The sequence below is a fragment of the Pseudomonas sp. PVC-3-1 genome (genome assembly GCF_057444315.1).
Map to the genome: position 1 here is coordinate 661,252 of NZ_CM172023.1, position 16,652 is coordinate 677,903.

13 protein-coding genes and 1 tRNA gene are annotated in these 16,652 nt (G+C 64.0%); 7 read left to right on the forward strand and 7 right to left on the reverse strand.

Going from position 1 to position 16,652, the window contains the following annotated elements; translation table 11 throughout:
* The first annotated feature begins 80 nt into the window (after nt 1-80).
* Nucleotides 81-1,475, forward strand: a complete 1,395-nt coding sequence (gene argH, locus AC2T4A_RS03200; protein ID WP_037014656.1) for an argininosuccinate lyase — start codon at nt 81-83, stop codon at nt 1,473-1,475.
* Between the two features lie 54 nt (nt 1,476-1,529).
* On the opposite strand, the gene AC2T4A_RS03205 is transcribed toward argH, so the two are convergent.
* From AC2T4A_RS03205 to gabD, 3 genes are all read right to left on the reverse strand, one after another.
* Nucleotides 1,530-2,726, reverse strand: a complete 1,197-nt coding sequence (locus tag AC2T4A_RS03205) for an HDOD domain-containing protein (RefSeq protein ID WP_486742706.1) — start codon at nt 2,724-2,726, stop codon at nt 1,530-1,532.
* A 257-nt stretch (nt 2,727-2,983) separates the two neighbouring features.
* Nucleotides 2,984-4,264, reverse strand: a complete 1,281-nt coding sequence (gene gabT, locus AC2T4A_RS03210) for a 4-aminobutyrate--2-oxoglutarate transaminase (protein WP_045213232.1) — start codon at nt 4,262-4,264, stop codon at nt 2,984-2,986.
* Nucleotides 4,265-4,465: 201 nt separating this feature from the next.
* Entirely contained in the window at nt 4,466-5,917 is a 1,452-nt protein-coding gene (gabD, locus tag AC2T4A_RS03215; protein ID WP_184586317.1) for an NADP-dependent succinate-semialdehyde dehydrogenase, read from the reverse strand.
* A gap of 657 nt (nt 5,918-6,574) precedes the next feature.
* Between gabD and AC2T4A_RS03220 the strand changes: the two genes are divergently transcribed.
* Nucleotides 6,575-6,651 (forward strand) — tRNA-Arg (locus AC2T4A_RS03220).
* 82 nt (nt 6,652-6,733) lie between these two features.
* Here the strand turns inward: AC2T4A_RS03220 and yecR are convergent.
* Entirely contained in the window at nt 6,734-7,231 is a 498-nt protein-coding gene (gene yecR, locus AC2T4A_RS03225; RefSeq protein ID WP_486742708.1) for a YecR family lipoprotein, read from the reverse strand.
* 240 nt (nt 7,232-7,471) lie between these two features.
* Here yecR and AC2T4A_RS03230 point away from each other — a divergent pair, with 240 nt between their 5' ends.
* A complete protein-coding gene (locus AC2T4A_RS03230; RefSeq protein WP_416743716.1) occupies nt 7,472-8,065 on the forward strand; it encodes a transglycosylase SLT domain-containing protein in 594 nt (197 codons plus the stop codon).
* A 35-nt stretch (nt 8,066-8,100) separates the two neighbouring features.
* On the opposite strand, the gene AC2T4A_RS03235 is transcribed toward AC2T4A_RS03230, so the two are convergent.
* Both AC2T4A_RS03235 and AC2T4A_RS03240 read right to left on the reverse strand, forming a co-directional pair.
* Nucleotides 8,101-8,826 (reverse strand): hypothetical protein, encoded by a 726-nt coding sequence (locus AC2T4A_RS03235; RefSeq protein ID WP_486742709.1) that lies wholly within the window; start codon nt 8,824-8,826, stop codon nt 8,101-8,103.
* 77 nt (nt 8,827-8,903) lie between these two features.
* The gene (locus AC2T4A_RS03240) at nt 8,904-9,086 is read right to left on the reverse strand and encodes a hypothetical protein (RefSeq protein WP_416743719.1); all 183 of its coding nucleotides are present in this window, start codon (nt 9,084-9,086) and stop codon (nt 8,904-8,906) included.
* Between the two features lie 175 nt (nt 9,087-9,261).
* Here AC2T4A_RS03240 and AC2T4A_RS03245 point away from each other — a divergent pair, with 175 nt between their 5' ends.
* Nucleotides 9,262-9,696: a CBS domain-containing protein gene (locus AC2T4A_RS03245; protein WP_081518744.1), complete on the forward strand. Its 435-nt coding sequence runs from the start codon at nt 9,262-9,264 to the stop codon at nt 9,694-9,696.
* Between the two features lie 16 nt (nt 9,697-9,712).
* Here the strand turns inward: AC2T4A_RS03245 and AC2T4A_RS03250 are convergent, their stop codons facing one another.
* Nucleotides 9,713-10,450 (reverse strand): metallophosphoesterase, encoded by a 738-nt coding sequence (locus AC2T4A_RS03250; protein WP_486742710.1) that lies wholly within the window; start codon nt 10,448-10,450, stop codon nt 9,713-9,715.
* 355 nt (nt 10,451-10,805) lie between these two features.
* Between AC2T4A_RS03250 and AC2T4A_RS03255 the strand changes: the two genes are divergently transcribed.
* The 3 genes from AC2T4A_RS03255 to AC2T4A_RS03265 all read left to right on the forward strand — a co-directional run bounded on the left by AC2T4A_RS03255 (nt 10,806) and on the right by AC2T4A_RS03265 (nt 16,631).
* Nucleotides 10,806-13,022: a TonB-dependent receptor gene (locus AC2T4A_RS03255; RefSeq protein WP_486742711.1), complete on the forward strand. Its 2,217-nt coding sequence runs from the start codon at nt 10,806-10,808 to the stop codon at nt 13,020-13,022.
* Nucleotides 13,023-13,036: 14 nt separating this feature from the next.
* Nucleotides 13,037-14,107 (forward strand): ABC transporter substrate-binding protein, encoded by a 1,071-nt coding sequence (locus tag AC2T4A_RS03260; RefSeq protein ID WP_416743723.1) that lies wholly within the window; start codon nt 13,037-13,039, stop codon nt 14,105-14,107.
* A gap of 361 nt (nt 14,108-14,468) precedes the next feature.
* Nucleotides 14,469-16,631, forward strand: coding sequence for a TonB-dependent receptor family protein (locus tag AC2T4A_RS03265; protein WP_486742713.1), 2,163 nt, complete (start codon nt 14,469-14,471; stop codon nt 16,629-16,631).
* Nucleotides 16,632-16,652 lie beyond the last annotated feature (21 nt).

Here is a 16,652-nt window from a genome sequence, read left to right on the forward strand (position 1 = left end):
CCTCAGCCTGCTATTATCGTCGCACTTTGCCCTTCATGCAGGCCGCGCGCCGCGCCTGCCCGTTTCAGCGAGAGAGATCCATGAGCGTAGAGAAGACCAACCAGTCCTGGGGCGGCCGCTTCAGCGAGCCCGTCGATGCCTTTGTCGCCCGCTTCACCGCTTCCGTCGACTTCGACAAGCGCCTCTACCGCCACGACATCATGGGCTCCATGGCCCACGCGACCATGCTGGCCAAGGTCGGCGTGCTGACCGACGCTGAGCGCGACACCATCATCGACGGCCTCAAGCAGATCCAGAGCGAGATCGAGGCCGGCACCTTCGACTGGCGCGTCGACCTGGAAGACGTGCACATGAACATCGAAGCGCGCCTGACCGACCGCATCGGCATCACCGGCAAGAAACTGCACACCGGTCGTTCGCGCAACGACCAGGTGGCCACCGACATCCGCCTGTGGCTGCGCGACGAGATCGACCTGATCCTTGCCGAAATCACCCGCCTGCAGCAGGGCCTGCTGGGCCTGGCGGACGCCGAAGCGGACACCATCATGCCCGGCTTCACCCATCTGCAGACCGCGCAGCCGGTGACCTTCGGCCACCACCTGCTGGCCTGGTTCGAGATGCTCAGCCGCGACTACGAGCGTCTGGTGGACTGCCGCAAGCGCGCCAACCGCATGCCCCTGGGCAGCGCCGCGCTGGCGGGTACCACCTACCCGATCGACCGGACCATCACCTGCGAACTACTGGGATTCGAAGCGATCTCCGGCAATTCGCTGGACGGCGTATCCGACCGTGACTTCGCCATCGAATTCTGCGCCGCCGCCGCCGTGGCGATGATGCACCTGTCGCGCTTCTCCGAAGAGCTGGTGCTGTGGACCAGCGCCCAGTTCCAGTTCATCGACCTTCCCGACCGCTTCTGCACCGGCTCCTCGATCATGCCGCAGAAGAAGAACCCGGACGTACCGGAACTGGTGCGTGGCAAGTCCGGCCGCGTGTTTGGCCACCTCGCCGGGCTGCTGACCCTGATGAAAGGCCAGCCGCTGGCGTACAACAAGGACAACCAGGAAGACAAGGAACCGCTGTTCGACGCCGCCGACACCCTGCGCGACAGCCTGCGTGCCTTCGCCGACATGGTTCCGGCGATCAAGCCCAAGCGCGAGATCATGCGCGAAGCGGCCCGCCGGGGCTTCTCCACCGCCACTGACCTGGCCGACTACCTGGTGCGCCGCGGCCTGCCGTTCCGTGACTGCCACGAGATCGTCGGCCACGCCGTGAAGTACGGCGTGGACAGCGGCAAGGACCTGGCGGAGATGAGCCTGGACGAGCTGCGCCAGTTCAGCGACCAGATCGACGACGACGTATTCGCCGTGCTGACCCTGGAAGGCTCGGTGAACGCCCGCGACCACATCGGCGGCACTGCGCCGAACCAGGTCCGCGCCGCTGTCGTGCGCGGCAAGGAACTGCTGGCTTCGCGCTGATCGCGCTACTCGCCAGAAGCAAAGGCCGCGTCAATCGACGCGGCCTTTTTCGTTTCAGCTTCTGCCTAGAAAGCCCAGCTGTGCCGGCGTTAGCCGCAGCATCCGCGCCGCCTTGTGTTCGCTCAGTGCAGGCAGTTGATCCTCTGGCAAGCGCGCTGCGCTGGAAGCCAGGTTGACGATCAGCGCCTCGCGGCTGAACACGCCGTTATCGATGGCATAGGCCGCCGCGATCAGGTTGCGCAACTCCAGCGGCAGGCGCCACCGGGTACGCAGGGCGGAGCCAAAGCTCGCACCGTGCTCCTTCAGGGCCTTATCCACATCCCCCTCGCTCAGCTCGCCGCCGGCGCTGTGCCAGTCCTGCAGGCTGCGCAGCAGGGCGAGATCGCCCAGGCAGTGCAGCAGGCCGGCGGTAAAGCAACGGTCGGCATCAGCCCCCAGGGACTCGGCCAGGGCGAAAGCGGCGTCGGCGGTATGCCGGGACAATTCCCAGAAGCGCTCGGCACGCTCTTTCAGCAGCGGGTCGGCGAGAGTCGCGGCGCGCTGCAGCGCCACCGCCAGCATCAGGTTCAGCGCCTGCGCCACGCCCAGGCGCGACAGCGCCTGCATCAGTGTCTGGCAGGGCATGCCGACGTGCCGCGCGGCGCTGTTGGCGGCGGAGATCAGGCACGCGGTGATCTGCGGATCGTGGCCGAACTGCTGCTCGAGCATTTCCAGGTTGATATCGCTGGCCTCCATGCAGCGGTTCACCGCCGCGCCCACCTCGCCCATCAGCGGTGCGCCCTCGGTGGCGTCGCGCTCGGTCTGCAGGAAGCGCTCCAGCGACAGGCTCTGCTCCAGGGTCGGCAGCTCGCAGACGACGCTTTCCCCTGGCGACAGCAGCAGCGAGCGCAGGCGTTCGCGCAGGTTCTCGGCATTGAAGGGCTTGACCAGATAGGCCGTAGGCGCGAGCGGCAAGGCAGCGCGCACGCTGGCGGCATCGGCCTTGGAGCTGATCAGGATGAATGGCTGGGCGACCGGCCCGCGACGGCGCATGCGCACGTGGCGGAGCAATTCCAGGCCGTCGCTGCCGGGCAGCTCGCGCTCGGCCAGGATCAGGACGAAGGGATGCCGGCGACACGCCTCGATGGCGGTATCACCGTCCTCGCAGAATTCGACGGTCGCATCGCAACGCACGCTCAGCACCAGTTGGCCAAGCAGCTCGCGGCTCCAGGGATCACTGGCAGCGACCAGCACGCCGGGAGAAACGCTCATGGATCGCACCTCGTTCGGGACGTATGCCGCCGCGGGCGGAAACAACCGATCCTGAGCCTTCCCTGCCACGTGCCCGGTCCTTCGGATGCCGCCGGCCAACGGCCTTCGGATACTGCGCAGCGTAGTCCAAAGCCCACGAGCTTCCCATGCGCGCCATCAACTTCGGTGGACAATTCACACAAACAAACGCGATAAGAACGCACAAAAAAAGGCCCGCTTGCGCGGGCCTTTTTCTTGAACCGTTAGAGCGGTAAGGCTCAGGCCAGTTCGTCGAAGCACTCGGCCAGAATGGCCAGGCCTTTTTCCAGCTGCGCGTCAGGGATGGTGACGGGCATCAGGAAGCGGATCACGTTGTAGTAGGTACCGCAAGAGAGCAGGATCAGACCTTTCTCACGGGCACGAACCACGATCTTGCTGACCAGCTCAGCGGCCGGCTTGTTGTGATCGCCGCCTTCGAACAGCTCGATGGCAATCATCGAACCCAGGCCACGAACGTCGCCGATTACCTTGTGCTTGGCCTGGATGTCGCGCAGACCAGCCTTCAGGCTTTCGCCAACGGCTTGCGAACGCTCCAGCAGCTTCTCTTCGTCGAACACTTTCAGCACGGCCAGGGCCGCGGCGCAAGCGATCGGGCTACCGGCGTAGGTGCCGCCCAGGCCGCCGGGAGCGATGGCGTCCATGATTTCGGCTTTACCGGAAACACCGGAGATCGGGAAACCACCGCCAACGGACTTGGCGAAGGTGGTCAGGTCCGGAACGATGCCCAGTTGCTCGGTGGCGAAGAAGGTGCCGGTACGGCCAGCGCCGGTCTGTACTTCGTCAGCGATCAGCAGGATGCCGTGCTCGTCGCACAGGGCGCGCAGGCGCTGCATGAAGGCCTTGGAGTTGACGTAGAAGCCACCTTCGCCCTGAACCGGCTCGATGATGATGGCAGCGATGTCGCGCGGTTGAGCGTCGTTCTTGAAGATGCGCTCGATGCTGGCGATGGATTCGTCTTCGCTCACGCCGTGCAGTTCGCACGGAGCCAGGGCGCGGAAGATGCCGCCCGGCATCAGGCCCATGCCAGCGGAGTACGGAACGACCTTGCCGGTCAGGCCCAGGGTCATCATGGTACGGCCGTGGTAAGCGCCGGTGAAGGCGATCACGCCAGCGCGGCCGGTGGCGGCACGGGCGATCTTGACGGCGTTCTCAACGGCTTCGGAGCCGGAGGTGACCAGCAGGGTCTTCTTCGGGAAATTGCCCGGAACGCGCTTGGCGATTTCTTCGGCCAGCTCGATGTAGGGCTCGTACGCCAGCACCTGGAAGCAGGTGTGGGTCAGCTTGGTCAGTTGCTCCTGAACGGCGGCAACCACTTTCGGGTGCAGGTGGCCGGTGTTCAGTACGGCAATGCCGCCGGCGAAGTCGATGTACTCACGACCTTCGACGTCCCACACGGTGGAGTTCTCGGCGCGCTCGGCGACGACCGGGTGGATCTGGCCTACACCGCGCGGTACGGCGGCCTGACGACGTTGCAGCAGGGATTCGTTGGTTTTGCTCATAGCTTCCTCAGTGGCCGCTCATCGGGCGACCGGATCAAAGGATGAAAGCGGGGAGAAGCCTCACGCGACAGCATACGATGATCGACTGTCGTGGAACTTGCGGCCCGCCAGACGGGTTGTCCGGTGCTACCACCGGAAAACGCCGACGCGAAGGTGGCTGTCAGCTCTTGCCTGCCACCCCGCGCCCACGGAAAAAACGGATCAGATACCGCCGAGGCAGAGGTATTTGACTTCGAGGTAGTCCTCGATGCCGTACTTCGAACCTTCACGGCCCAGGCCCGAGGCCTTGATGCCGCCGAACGGCGCGACTTCGTTGGAGATCAGGCCGGTGTTGATACCCACCATGCCGTATTCCAGCTGCTCGGCAACGCGGAACACGCGGGCCAGGTCGCGGGCGTAGAAGTAGGAAGCCAGGCCGAACTCGGTGTCGTTGGACATGGCGATGACTTCGGCCTCGTCCTTGAAGCGGAACACCGGCGCCAGCGGGCCGAAGGTTTCGTCCTTGGACACCAGGGCGCTCTTGGGTACGTCGACCAGGATGGTCGGCTCGAAGAAGGTGCCGCCCAGGCTGTGCGGCTTGCCGCCAGTGAGGACTTTGGCGCCCTTGGAAACGGCGTCGGCAATGTGCTCTTCGACCTTGGCAACCGCCTTGGAATCGATCAGCGGGCCGGTGGTGACGCCCTGCTCCAGGCCGTTGCCGATGTTCAGCTTGGCCACGGCGACCTTCAGCTTCTCGACAAAGGCGTCGTACACGCCGTCCTGTACGTACAGGCGGTTGGCGCAGACGCAGGTCTGGCCGTTGTTGCGGTACTTGGAGATCAGCGCGCCTTCGACGGCGGCGTCCAGGTCGGCATCGTCGAACACGATGAACGGAGCGTTGCCGCCCAGTTCCAGGGACACTTTCTTGATGTCCTTGGCGCATTCGGCCATCAGCTGGCGACCGATCTCGGTGGAGCCGGTGAAGGTCAGCTTGCGCACGATCGGGTTGCTGGTCAGCTCACCGCCGACTTCGCCGGCGCTGCCGGTGACGACGCTGAACACGCCCTTCGGAATGCCGGCGCGCTCGGCCAGTTCGGCCAGGGCCAGGGCGGAGTACGGAGTCTGCGAAGCAGGCTTGAGCACCATGGTGCAGCCAGCGGCCAGGGCCGGGCCGGCTTTACGGGTGATCATTGCGGACGGGAAGTTCCACGGGGTGATGGCCGCGGTAACGCCGATCGGCTGCTTGATCACGATGATGCGCTTATCGGGCTGGTGGCCTGGGATGGTGTCGCCGTAGATGCGCTTGGCTTCTTCGCCGAACCACTCGAGGAAGGAGGCGGCGTAAGCGATCTCGCCCTTGGCTTCGGCCAGCGGCTTGCCCTGCTCGATGGTCATCAGGCGAGCCAGGTCGTCCTGGTTGGCAATCATCAGGTCGAACCACTTGCGCAGCTTGTTGGCGCGCTCCTTGGCGGTCAGCGCACGCCAGGCCGGCAGGGCCTTGTCGGCGGCTTCGATGGCACGACGAGTCTCGTCGGCGCCCATCTTCGGCACGGTGCCGATGATCTCGTTGGTGGCCGGGTTGTTCACGTTGATGGTCTTGCCGTTGTCGGCGTCGACCCAGGAACCGTCAATGTAAGCCTGTTGGCGGAACAGCTTGGCATCATTGAGTTGCATGACCTGTCTCCTTTCGAGGAAAGCCTGTGGACAGCGGGTCTACCTCGAGTCCCCGCCTGCCTTGTTGTCTGGATGGGAGAGACCGCAGTCTCTGCCGTTCATTCGCCCCGGCCGACCATTATCGACCCTGGATGCGAATGTCGCCCTGCTATGGAGGCGACGCCAGGCGAACGGCTCTTAGTTCGCTCGGCATGCGGACACGAAAAAACGCAGGCCCAGGTCATTGCCCGGTCTGGTTGAACTCGTTCACGCGCAGATTCCCGGGCTCGGCCCAGGAGTACGACTGCCCTACAACCTTCCGGTACGCTGATCGACGGAAGCCGCACGGAGACCTGTCACAAGGGACATGCGGTGGGTGCAACGGAAGACTGTCATCCCGCAGGCTGATGGCCGGCTGGTGTGATGCCAATTCTCCGGTCTCCTGTTGTTGTGATGGGGAGGCGTTTGAAATCTCAAACGAATCCTAGGGCCCTCGACTGCAAAGGGCAATAGCTCGTTCGACAAAACCAACGAAGGTATCAGGTTGCAGGGGGTTTTCGGAGGATTTCTACCGACAGGCGGCTGTTTTCGTTCGATATCATGAACGAGCGTACCCATATTGGACGCCCGCACGGGAGATGCGTATGATTGCCGCCTGCCGCGCCAGCCGCGGCATACGCACCAGTAGCTCAGCTGGATAGAGTACTGCCCTCCGAAGGCAGGGGTCGTGGGTTCGAATCCCGCCTGGTGCGCCATTCTCTTCGCCTCTCTGTTCAAGGGAAGCCACAAAAAAGGCCCGCAGATGCGGGCCTTTTTGTTTTCGCCAGTACCTCGGCTTTACTGCGCCATTATCTGCTGATAGCGACGCTGGTATTCCTCGTAGGACATCGGCGTCGACTGCAGCATTTGCAGTTGTTGCTGCTGCCATTGGGCTTTGTTCAACGATCCCGAGGCGCCGGCTTGGGCTTGCGGCTGCGTCTGTAGGGGAGTTGGAGCATTCTGGCCGACCTGGGTGCCCAGATTGCCCAGGCACTGGTATTTCACAACGATCTGAGCGGCGATGCAGGTGCCGTAGCCATTGAACTGGTTGCAGTGCTGGGTCTGACCGCCAAAGGCCTCAGCATCCTGATAGCCCCACACCTGACACTTGGACTTGGCGATGGCCTGGGCCTGCGATATGTCGACAACCGGCTGTTCGAACTGCTGGACGTCGTAGGCGAGGTCAACGGTGCCGTCCGCACGACTGCCGCCGGAGGCATAGAAGTTCTTCTTCACAGCGCAGCCACTGGTGGCGGTGAGGGCAATCAATAGCAGAGCGAGAGAAATACGGCGCACGGCAACCTCCTTGTCATCGATGGCCTCATTTTGCCATCAGGCTTTACCAGACGCCATCCGGTCACCTGGAGGAAAAGCGTCGCAGCCCCCCAGTGCTTCGGGCGGCCTCTGCCGCCACTGCCGGGCTGGCCGAGCGCACCGCCAGGCTTCGAGGCCGGGGCTCGATGCCCGACGATTCCTCTTCGCCACCAGAGGCTGTATAAGCCTTGCGCGATCGCGCGAGAAAAGGACAAACCGCCCATGCTTCGGCTTCTGCTGCCAGCCCTGCTCCTGGCCCTTGCCGGCTGTGCCACCAAGCCGCCGGCGCACCCCGAGAACCTCTGCGAGATCTTTCGCGAGAAGCCCGCATGGCACGAAGCGGCGCTGAAGGTGCAGAAGCGCTGGGGCGGGACCGTCCAGGTGCCGATGGCGATGATGTACCAGGAGTCCTCCTTCAAACACGACGCCCTGCCACCGCGTTACTACTTCCTCGGCTTCATCCCCTGGGGCCGGGTCAGTTCCGCCTATGGCTACGCCCAGGCCAAGGACGAAACCTGGGCGGACTACAAGAAAGAGGCGGGAGGCTGGGGCGCGGACCGCGACGACTTCGCCGACGCGCTGGACTTCATGGGCTGGTACATGAACAAGACCTACAGCGTGAATCGCGTCTCCAAGTGGGATGCTTACGGCCAGTATCTGAACTACCACGAGGGCTGGGGCGGCTATCGCAACCGCAGCTACGACGCCAAGCCGTGGCTGAAGACGACGTCACAGAAGGTCCAGGCACGCGCGTCGCTGTACGGCGCCCAGTACAAGAGCTGCGAGCAGGAATTGTCGAGCGGCGGCTGGTTCTAGCAGCCGCCGATGATCGCTTTACAGCGTGCGGGCGTTCAGCGCCCCATGATCCGCTGGTACTCGTCGCGGTATTCCTCATACGGCAGGTTGCGCCGCTGCAATTCCATCAGGCGCTGCTCCTTGGTCAACGGCTGCGAGACGTGGGCGACGGTTTCCGCCGCGGTGGGCGACATCGGCTGCGGCACGGCCTCGGGCGGCTGCGCCGGCGTGGTGGCGGGCAGAGGCGTCGGCAGGCTGCGGGATGGTCGCGCCACCAGCAGGGCGCCGGTGATTTCCTCGACGATCTGCTCGGACACTGCGCTGACTTCGGAAGAGCTCATGGAGCTGAACAGATCACCATCGGCTTCGCTCTCGTAGCGACGCGAGGCGAGCAGCTGGCCGGTCAGGCCATCGTGGTAACGCACGGTCGAGGCGATCCATTCCTCGCCATCGCTGCTCGTGCGGTTGTTCGCGCTATGGCCGGCGCCGACCTCGATCACCACCAGGGTGGACAGGGTGTCGGTGGCGCGCGGTTCGCCGTCCTGTTCGGTGAGCTGGTAGTCCGCCGACCCCGCCTCGTCGCGCAGCGCCTCACGCCAGCTGGCCTTCAGCGCGCCCCAGCGCGGGTTGGCCGCCACCGTGGGATCGGGCTGGAAGTTCACCACCATCACGTGGCGGGTGTCTCGATAGAGGGAGATGGGCGCGGTGCGGTCATCCCGGCGGACGTCCGAGGAGCATCCACAGAGCAGGGAGACGGCCAGGGCGAGCGTGATGTTGCGCATGATGCTTTCTCTTTATTGTCTGGCCGGCATTCTGCCAGCCAATCATGACGCCCGGATATCGTCCGGAGGTCGGTCCTCTACCAGTCCTCGTCATCCAGGCCCGGCTGATACTCGTCCGCTTCCTCGTCGCCGTCCTCATGATCGTCGGGCTGATCCTCGAAGAACGCCGCGTCCTCCTCCAGCAGGCCGTCGAGGTCGTCATCGAGGTCCAGCAGGTGGTCGTGTTCAGGCTCGTGGAGGTCGAGATCGTCGTCAGTCATGGCCGGTCTTTCGTGGGGGGATAAGGGGAAGGGAATCACAGTATAAGTCGCGTCGCGGGCGGATGACGCTGTCGTGACGGCGGACGCCGCTTTGCGACCTTGCCGGATCGCGATTCGTCCACGATTCTCTATGAACCACGGGTATCGCGCCGTGAACGACGAACAGGGGGTAGGAATGAAGACTGTGGCTCAGCTGTTGAACGCCAAGGCGGACCAGCAGGTTTACACCATCGCCCCGGATGCGCTGGTGATCGATGCATTGCGCCTGATGGCGGAAAAGAACCTCGGCGGCCTGCCGGTGGTGGAGGCCAACCAGCTGGTCGGCTTCTTCAGCGAGCGCGATTACGCCCGGCGCCTGGCGCTCAAGGGGCGCAATTCGGAAGACACGCCGATCAGCGCGGTGATGACCGCGCCAGTGATCACCGTGGACACCCACCTCAACGTCGACAAGTGCATGGGCATCATGACCGAGCGCCACCTGCGCCACCTGCCGGTGGTGGAGAACGGCGAGCTGCTCGGGCTGCTGTCCATCGGCGACCTGGTGAAGGCCGCCATCGCCGAACAGGCCGAGCTGATCCAGCAACTGGAACAGTACATCCGCGGCGAGTGATCGTCCCGGCGGTCGCTCAGCGGGCGGCCGCCGTTTCCACTTCACCACTGTGCATGTCGACGATGCTCAGGCAACCGTCGGCGTAGCCGCTGCCCGTGTCGATGTAGTGGGTATTGCCCAGCGGGCGCACGGCGCCTTGCGCGGTATGGCCGACATACAGGCGCTCCAGCCCGTCGATGAGCGTGGTGTCCTCCTTCTCGATCCGCGTGCGTGCCCACATGGCCAGGCCAACGGCATTGCGCCGGGCGGTTTCACCCAGCTCGCCGGCCAGCGCAGCGACGCCGCTGTCCCAGTCCGGAAATGCCGGTGAGACCGGTGCCTCGGCATGCACGATGCCCGCGCGGCGCCCATCCCCCAGTTCGACTTCGATCACCAGCGGCAATTGTTGCAGCCGGTGGGCGATGCGTTCGCGAGTCACGGGCGTGAGCTTGTACAGCCAGGCACCGCCATTGCGGAAGTGCAGGTCGCGGTCATCGCCGGCCAGCACCACGTCGATCACCAGTTGCTCGTGGTTGCCGCGCACCGAGGCGAACCAGGGTTTGGCCAACCAATCCAGCACCTGCGGGGAATAGGGGCCGCGGTCCACCAGGTCGCCGGCGGCGAACAGGCGATCGACGGCCGGATCGAATCCGACCTGGTCGAGCAATCGCTGCAGCAATTCGAAATGGCCGTGCACATCCCCCACCACGAAATCGCGGCCGCGCAGATTGCGCGGGAAGCATTGCAGGGGTTGCTCCGGCAGAAGCGTGTTCATCGCCAACTCCAGGGCTTCAGAGAGACCAGCTTATCAGCTGCAAATGGCGTTCCCACGGCAGTTCGACGAAAGCCGCGGAGAACCTGCTGCCGCGCTGCTGCCCAGGCAGCGATGGCCCAGCATGGACTGCTGCCCCAGCAGCACAGCGCCCGCAACAAACATAAAAAACCCTTTTGTATCAGCCATTTAACATTCAACGCGAAAGCGGTACGGATGTTGCGATGTTCCCGGCAAGCCTTCCGGCCTTCATCACGCGTGAGCCAGTACAAGAGCAACGCAATAACAGCTTCATGCCTTGCGGCGACGACCGAGCACCACAGAGCCAGCCGTCCTTTCGCCGCCCCCTGGGGACACCATGTTCAAACGCAACACCCTTTCCCTCGCGATCCTGGCGAGCCTCGCCAGCGTCGCCGTCCATGCCGCTGACGGCGAGACGCAGACCAAGGAGGACAGCAGCGCCGCACCGACCCTCGGCAAGGTGGTGGTGACCGCGCAGAAGCGCGAAGAGTCGGTGCAGGAAGTACCGGCGCCAATCACCGTGCTGAGCGGCGAGAAAATCCGCGATGCCTCGCTGCAATCGGCCAACGAAGTCACCCGCTACACCCCCAACGCCTCCGCCGGCACCACCGATGGCCATGGCCGTCCGCGCTGGTGGATTCGCGGGTTGGGCACGGGCGATCAGGGCGCCAACACCGTCAGCCCGATCGGCATCTACGTCGACGACGTGTATATCGCCAACATCAGCGCCACCGGCTTCCCGTTGTTCGACCAGGAGCGCGTGGAAGTGCTGCGCGGCCCGCAGGGCACGCTGTGGGGCAAGAACACCACGGGCGGCGCGATCAACTTCATCTCGCGCAAGCCGACCTTCAGCCCCGAGGGCTATTTCAAGGTCGACATGGGCAATTACGCCAACCGCATCGTCGAAGGCGCGGTGAGCGATGCGCTGGTCGACGACAAGCTGGCCGGGCGCGTGTCCTTCCACCACCAGGGCCGCGACGGCTACACCGAGAACAAGAACGATGGCAACGACCAGGGCGCGCTGGAAGACGACGCCGTGCGCCTGCAGCTGGCCGCGCGGGTGAACGACAACCTCGACGCCAACCTCAACGTTCACGCCCGCCACTACCACGACACCGCCAGCTACAACACGGTGAGCTACGGTACCCGGCCCAACGGCACCAACCAGTTCGGCTATTCCATCGATCCGGAACTGGGCAAGGCCAACTTCAACGCCAAGTACCAGGCCGAGATCGACCAGGCCGGCAGCAACCTCAACCTGGTCTGGCAACTGGGCGAGCTGGAGCTGACCTCCATCACCGCCTTCGAACACTTCACCCGCGACGGCTGGACCGACAGCGACAACACCCCGCTGGAATTGCAGCGCAGCTACAGCTATGCCGACAGCCAGCAGTGGTCACAGGAACTGCGCCTGGCCTCGCCGCGCAGCGACCGCCTGAACTGGGTGCTGGGCTTCCATTACTTCAACGAAGACCTGGAATCGAAGAACGCCAACGCCGCGCTGCCCAACGTCTACGTCCCCAGCTACTACAACAACGTCAGCTACGACCAGAAGACCGAGAGCTACGCCATCTTCGGCAGCACCACCTACAACTTCACCGACGACTTCAGCCTCACCGCCGGCCTGCGCTGGACCCGCGAGACCAAGGACATCGACCTGGCGCGCCTGGTCAACCGGGGCGCCGCCAGCTTCGGCGATGGCCACTGGTGGCAGCCGGGCAACGTCGAGACGCCGTTGATCGTCAACGCCACCCAGGATGAGAGCAACACCTGGAGCGACTACAGCTGGGACCTGACGCCGGAGTACCGGATCTCCGACAACGCCCGCGCCTACTTCCGCTATGCCCGCGGCTTCCGCTCCGGCGGCTACAACGCCGGCGTCACCAGCCAGGCCACGGTGGCCAAGGTCGACCCGGAATACCTCACCTCCTATGAACTGGGCCTGAAGTCGGAGTGGTTCGATGGCCGCCTGAACGCCAACGCCAGCGTCTTCTACTACGACTACAAGGACATCCAGCTCAACATCGTCACCGCGGTGAACAACCAGACCGTCTCGCGCCTGGCCAACGGCGCCCAGGGCGAGGCCTACGGCGCCGAGTTCGAACTCGAAGCCATCCCGGTGCAGAACCTCCATGTCAACTTCGGCCTGGGCCTGCTGCACACCGAGTTCACCGACTACACCTCGGGCACCGACGACTACTCCGGCAACCACTTCGTCCGCGCGCCCAGCGTCTCGGCGGTGATTGGCGCCGACTATCGCATCCCCCTGAACGTGGGTGGCGCGGTGATCCTCGGTACCGACTGGAACACCCGCAGCCGCCAGTACTTCTTCACCAACGACCAGAGCGCCAACATGCGCAGCGGCGGCTACACCCTGGGCAATGCGCGGGTGACCTACGAGCTGCCGGGCGAAACCACCCGCGTCACCGCCTACGTGAACAACCTGACCGACAAGGAATACCGCAACCACACCCTGCCCGGCGGCTACCAGACCGCCGCCGTGATGTTCGGTGACCCACGCACCTTCGGCGTCTCGGTCACCACCGACTTCTGAGCGAGGTAACCGCCATGTCCCTGATCCATCGCACGTTGCGCCGCCTGTTGCCAGCCGTCGTGCTGCTCGCAGGCCACGCACTGGCCGCCGAGCAACCCACCACCCTGCGCATCGCTACGGTGGCCTACGCCAACGCCGGGCAGATCACCTTCAACGGCCCCTCGTACGTGATCGACCGCGACAAGTGGCTGGAGCAGCAACTGGCGCAGCGCAATATCAAGCTGGAATGGGTGCCCGCCGCCACCGGTTCGGTGGGCACCTTCGTCAACGAGGAATTCGCCAACAAGCGTATCGACTTCGCCTTCTACGGCGACCTGCCGTCGATCATCGCCAACGCCTCGGGTGTGCAGACCCAACTGATCGTCCCCGGCGGCATCGGCAACAACGTCTACCTCGTAGTGCCGCCGGGATCGACAGCGAAATCCATCGCCGACCTCAAGGGCAAGCGCATCGCCCTGCACCGTGGTCGGCCGTGGGAACTGTCGTTCGCCAAGCTGCTGGAAGCCAACCACCTGGGCTTCGAGGACTTCCGCATCTTCAACCTCAACCCCCAGGCCGGCGCCGCTGCATTGAGCGCCGGGCGGGTGGATGCGTTCTTCACCCTGAGCGACGCCTTCCTGCTGGAAGACAAGCAGGTCGGCCGCATCATCTGGTCAAGCAAGGAGGCACCCGCGGACTGGAAGATGCGCGCCGAAGTCTGGGGCGCGAAGGACTTCGTGAAGGAACATCCCGACCTCACCCAACTGGTGGTGGACGCCTACCTGAAGGCCGCGTGGTGGGTTTCCCAGGACGCCAACCAGGCGGCTTACCAGGACGCCCAGACCCGCTCCGGCGTACCGCTGAGCGTGTTGCAGCGCGAGGTCTCCGGCGAGCCCTGGTCGGCGCACTTCTCCCCGCTCTACGACGACGCCCTGCGCCAGCACTACACCGATGGCATCGCATACAGCCTCAAGGCGAAACTGATCCGCAACGAGGTGAAGGTGGATGACCTGCTGGAACCGAAGTTCGTCGAGCAGGGATTGAAGAATCAGCAGCTCGAAGGATTCTGGAAAGAGCAGGCAAGAACCGTCGCCCGACAACCCTGAACACAAGACAACTCAGCCAAACAATAAAGCCCCCGATAGCGGGGCTTTATCTTTTTAGCGCAGCACTTTCCGAAGCACTGTTCATAACAAGTAGCTGCGCCAGCACCACTGTAAAAGCAGTTGCTGCAGCAACAGCAGAAAAACACCCTAAAACCGCCTTTAACCGCTCTAAAACGCATGGCACAGAGCTTGCTCTAGCTCACTCATAACGTATTAAAAGCCCCGAGTGACTGCCATGAAGCATGCAAGAGAGTTCCGCCTAAAACCGCTGGCGATAGCATTATCCAGCGCTCTTTTATTCAACACGGAAGTTGCACTTTCCGATGATTCGAAATCCCCTGAAGGCGTCACGCTGAGTACCGTGACCGTCGAGGGCCAAGGTCAGGAAACCCAGGTCGGCGACGCCCGCAAGGAAGTCGCGCCAGTCTCCAAGGGCACGTTGACCAAATCCCAGCTGGAGAAATTCGTCGGCCTCGACAGCGCCGTCACCGGAGCCCTCAAATACTTGCCCGGCGTGCACGTCAGCGGCGGCGACAACAGCGGTATTACAGAAGGCGGGTTGAACATCCGCGGCTTCTCCCAGGACCAGATCGGCTTCGTCCGCGACGGCATCCCGCTCAACGATCCGCAGTTCCTCACGCCCCACGCCGACTTCATGGGCGACCCGGAAAACTACGAGTCGGTGTCAGTGCTTTACGGTTCCTCCTCGATCAACGCCTCGACTCTTACTGCCAGCGGCGGCAGCGTGCTGATCAAGTCCGTGGCGCCGACCAAGGAAAGCGGCCTGCTGGTGAAGCAGAACGTCGGCAGCGACAGCCTGTTCCGCACCTTCGCGCGGGTCAACACCGGCGAGGTGAACGGCTTCTCCGCCTGGCTCTCGGCCTCGCGCACCACCGCCGACCTGTGGGACAACAGCGGCGGCGAGCTGTCCTCCAACCGCTATGAAGGCAACCTGCAATACGAGTGGGACGGCAACCGCATCAACGGCATCTTCTCCAGCTTCCTGATGCGCACCAACAGCTACAACCACCCGACGCTGGCTGAGTACCGCGCCAATAAGTACGACCAGGGTTACCCGCGCGACATCTACCCGACCAAGGGCAACGGCACCAACGGCGTGCCCGACGTCACCGTCCCCGGCCAGAGCGCCGCGGCCTCGCGCGCCGACTTCAAGATCCAGACCTACGCGCTCAATGGCCTGTTCAACCTCTCCGACAAGGTCCAGCTGAAGGTCGACCCGTATTTCGTCCGCGTCACCGACGGCACCGCCGCCGTGGCCGTGGTGCCGGTCAACGAGAACAAGGTCAACGCCGATCTCAATGGCGACGGCGACAGCATCGACCCGCTGGTGACTGGCGCGCTCAGCGTCTACCCGACGCAGTACCGCATCGGCTCCACCAATACGCTGGACTTCCTGGTCAACGACGACCACACCCTGCAACTGGGCCTGTGGACCGACTACACCCACGCCCGCAACCAGTTCCCGGTGGTCGAGATCAAGGGCAACGGCAAGCCCGCCGGCATCGACGGTAGCCACAAGCTGCGTGACGGCAACGGCAACGCCATCTACTTCACCGACCAGCGCAACGAGATCACCACCCAGAAGCTCTGGGTACAGGACACCTGGGACATCACCTCGCAGCTCGTGCTCACCGGCGGCCTGGCCTGGCAGCACACGCAGAACAAGGGCGACGACCGTCTCAGTGGCTTCGGCGACAGCGCCGACTACTATCGCTTCCTGCCCAGCCTGAGCCTTGCCTACCAGCTCGACCCGCAACAACAGCTCTACTACAACACCACCTCGAACATGCGCACTCCGGCGGTGGCGGCGGTGTACGGCCAGGCCAACGGCGGCGACAAGCAGAAGCCGGAAGTCACCTGGAACCAGGAGATCGGCTGGCGCTACAGCACCGATGACGTACTGCTCAGCGCGGCGTTGTTCTACGACAAGTTCAAGGATCGCCAGGCGGCGTTCGAGGAAGTCTCCGGCGTCACCTCCTACTTCAACGCAGGCGACGTCACCACCAAGGGCCTGGAGTTGGCGCTCAACGGCCTGCTGCCGGCGAACTTCAACTATTTCGCCTCCTGGACCTACCTGCGCTCCACCCAGGATGACGACTACAGCGCCGGCGGCGCCAGCCTCGATACCAAGGGAAACCAGCTCTACGACACTCCGCGCAACCTGTTCAGTGCCGGCATCGGCTACGACAACCAGACCTTCTACGCCAACTTCCTCGGCCGCCACACCGGCAGCTTCTATGGCGACCTGGCGAACAACGAGAAGATCGGCGGCTACACCGTGTTCGACGCCAACCTCGGCTACCGCCTCAAGGACCTGGGCAGCGCGCTGAAGGAAACCACCCTGACGCTCAACCTCAACAACGTCTTCGACAAGCACTATCTGTCGGGCGTGAACTCGGGGACGGTCTCCGCCGACCCGGCCGACGGCGATTTCTACGGCGCGCCGAAGTACTACAAAGGCGCACCGCGCGCCCTGGTCGCCGGCATCTCCGTCGGCTTCTGATCACCCTGCACACGCCCGGTG

Bases quoted from the DNA above. Each gene is read 5' to 3' on its own strand.
- argH (WP_037014656.1), top strand. From the start codon at position 81: ATGAGCGTAGAGAAGACCAACCAGTCCTGGGGCGGCCGCTTCAGCGAG.
- AC2T4A_RS03205 (WP_486742706.1), bottom strand. From the start codon at position 2,726: ATGAGCGTTTCTCCCGGCGTGCTGGTCGCTGCCAGTGATCCCTGGAGC.
- gabT (WP_045213232.1), bottom strand. From the start codon at position 4,264: ATGAGCAAAACCAACGAATCCCTGCTGCAACGTCGTCAGGCCGCCGTA.
- gabD (WP_184586317.1), bottom strand. From the start codon at position 5,917: ATGCAACTCAATGATGCCAAGCTGTTCCGCCAACAGGCTTACATTGAC.
- AC2T4A_RS03230 (WP_416743716.1), top strand. From the start codon at position 7,472: ATGCTTCGGCTTCTGCTGCCAGCCCTGCTCCTGGCCCTTGCCGGCTGT.
- AC2T4A_RS03235 (WP_486742709.1), bottom strand. From the start codon at position 8,826: ATGCGCAACATCACGCTCGCCCTGGCCGTCTCCCTGCTCTGTGGATGC.
- AC2T4A_RS03240 (WP_416743719.1), bottom strand. From the start codon at position 9,086: ATGACTGACGACGATCTCGACCTCCACGAGCCTGAACACGACCACCTG.
- AC2T4A_RS03245 (WP_081518744.1), top strand. From the start codon at position 9,262: ATGAAGACTGTGGCTCAGCTGTTGAACGCCAAGGCGGACCAGCAGGTT.
- AC2T4A_RS03250 (WP_486742710.1), bottom strand. From the start codon at position 10,450: ATGAACACGCTTCTGCCGGAGCAACCCCTGCAATGCTTCCCGCGCAAT.
- AC2T4A_RS03255 (WP_486742711.1), top strand. From the start codon at position 10,806: ATGTTCAAACGCAACACCCTTTCCCTCGCGATCCTGGCGAGCCTCGCC.
- AC2T4A_RS03260 (WP_416743723.1), top strand. From the start codon at position 13,037: ATGTCCCTGATCCATCGCACGTTGCGCCGCCTGTTGCCAGCCGTCGTG.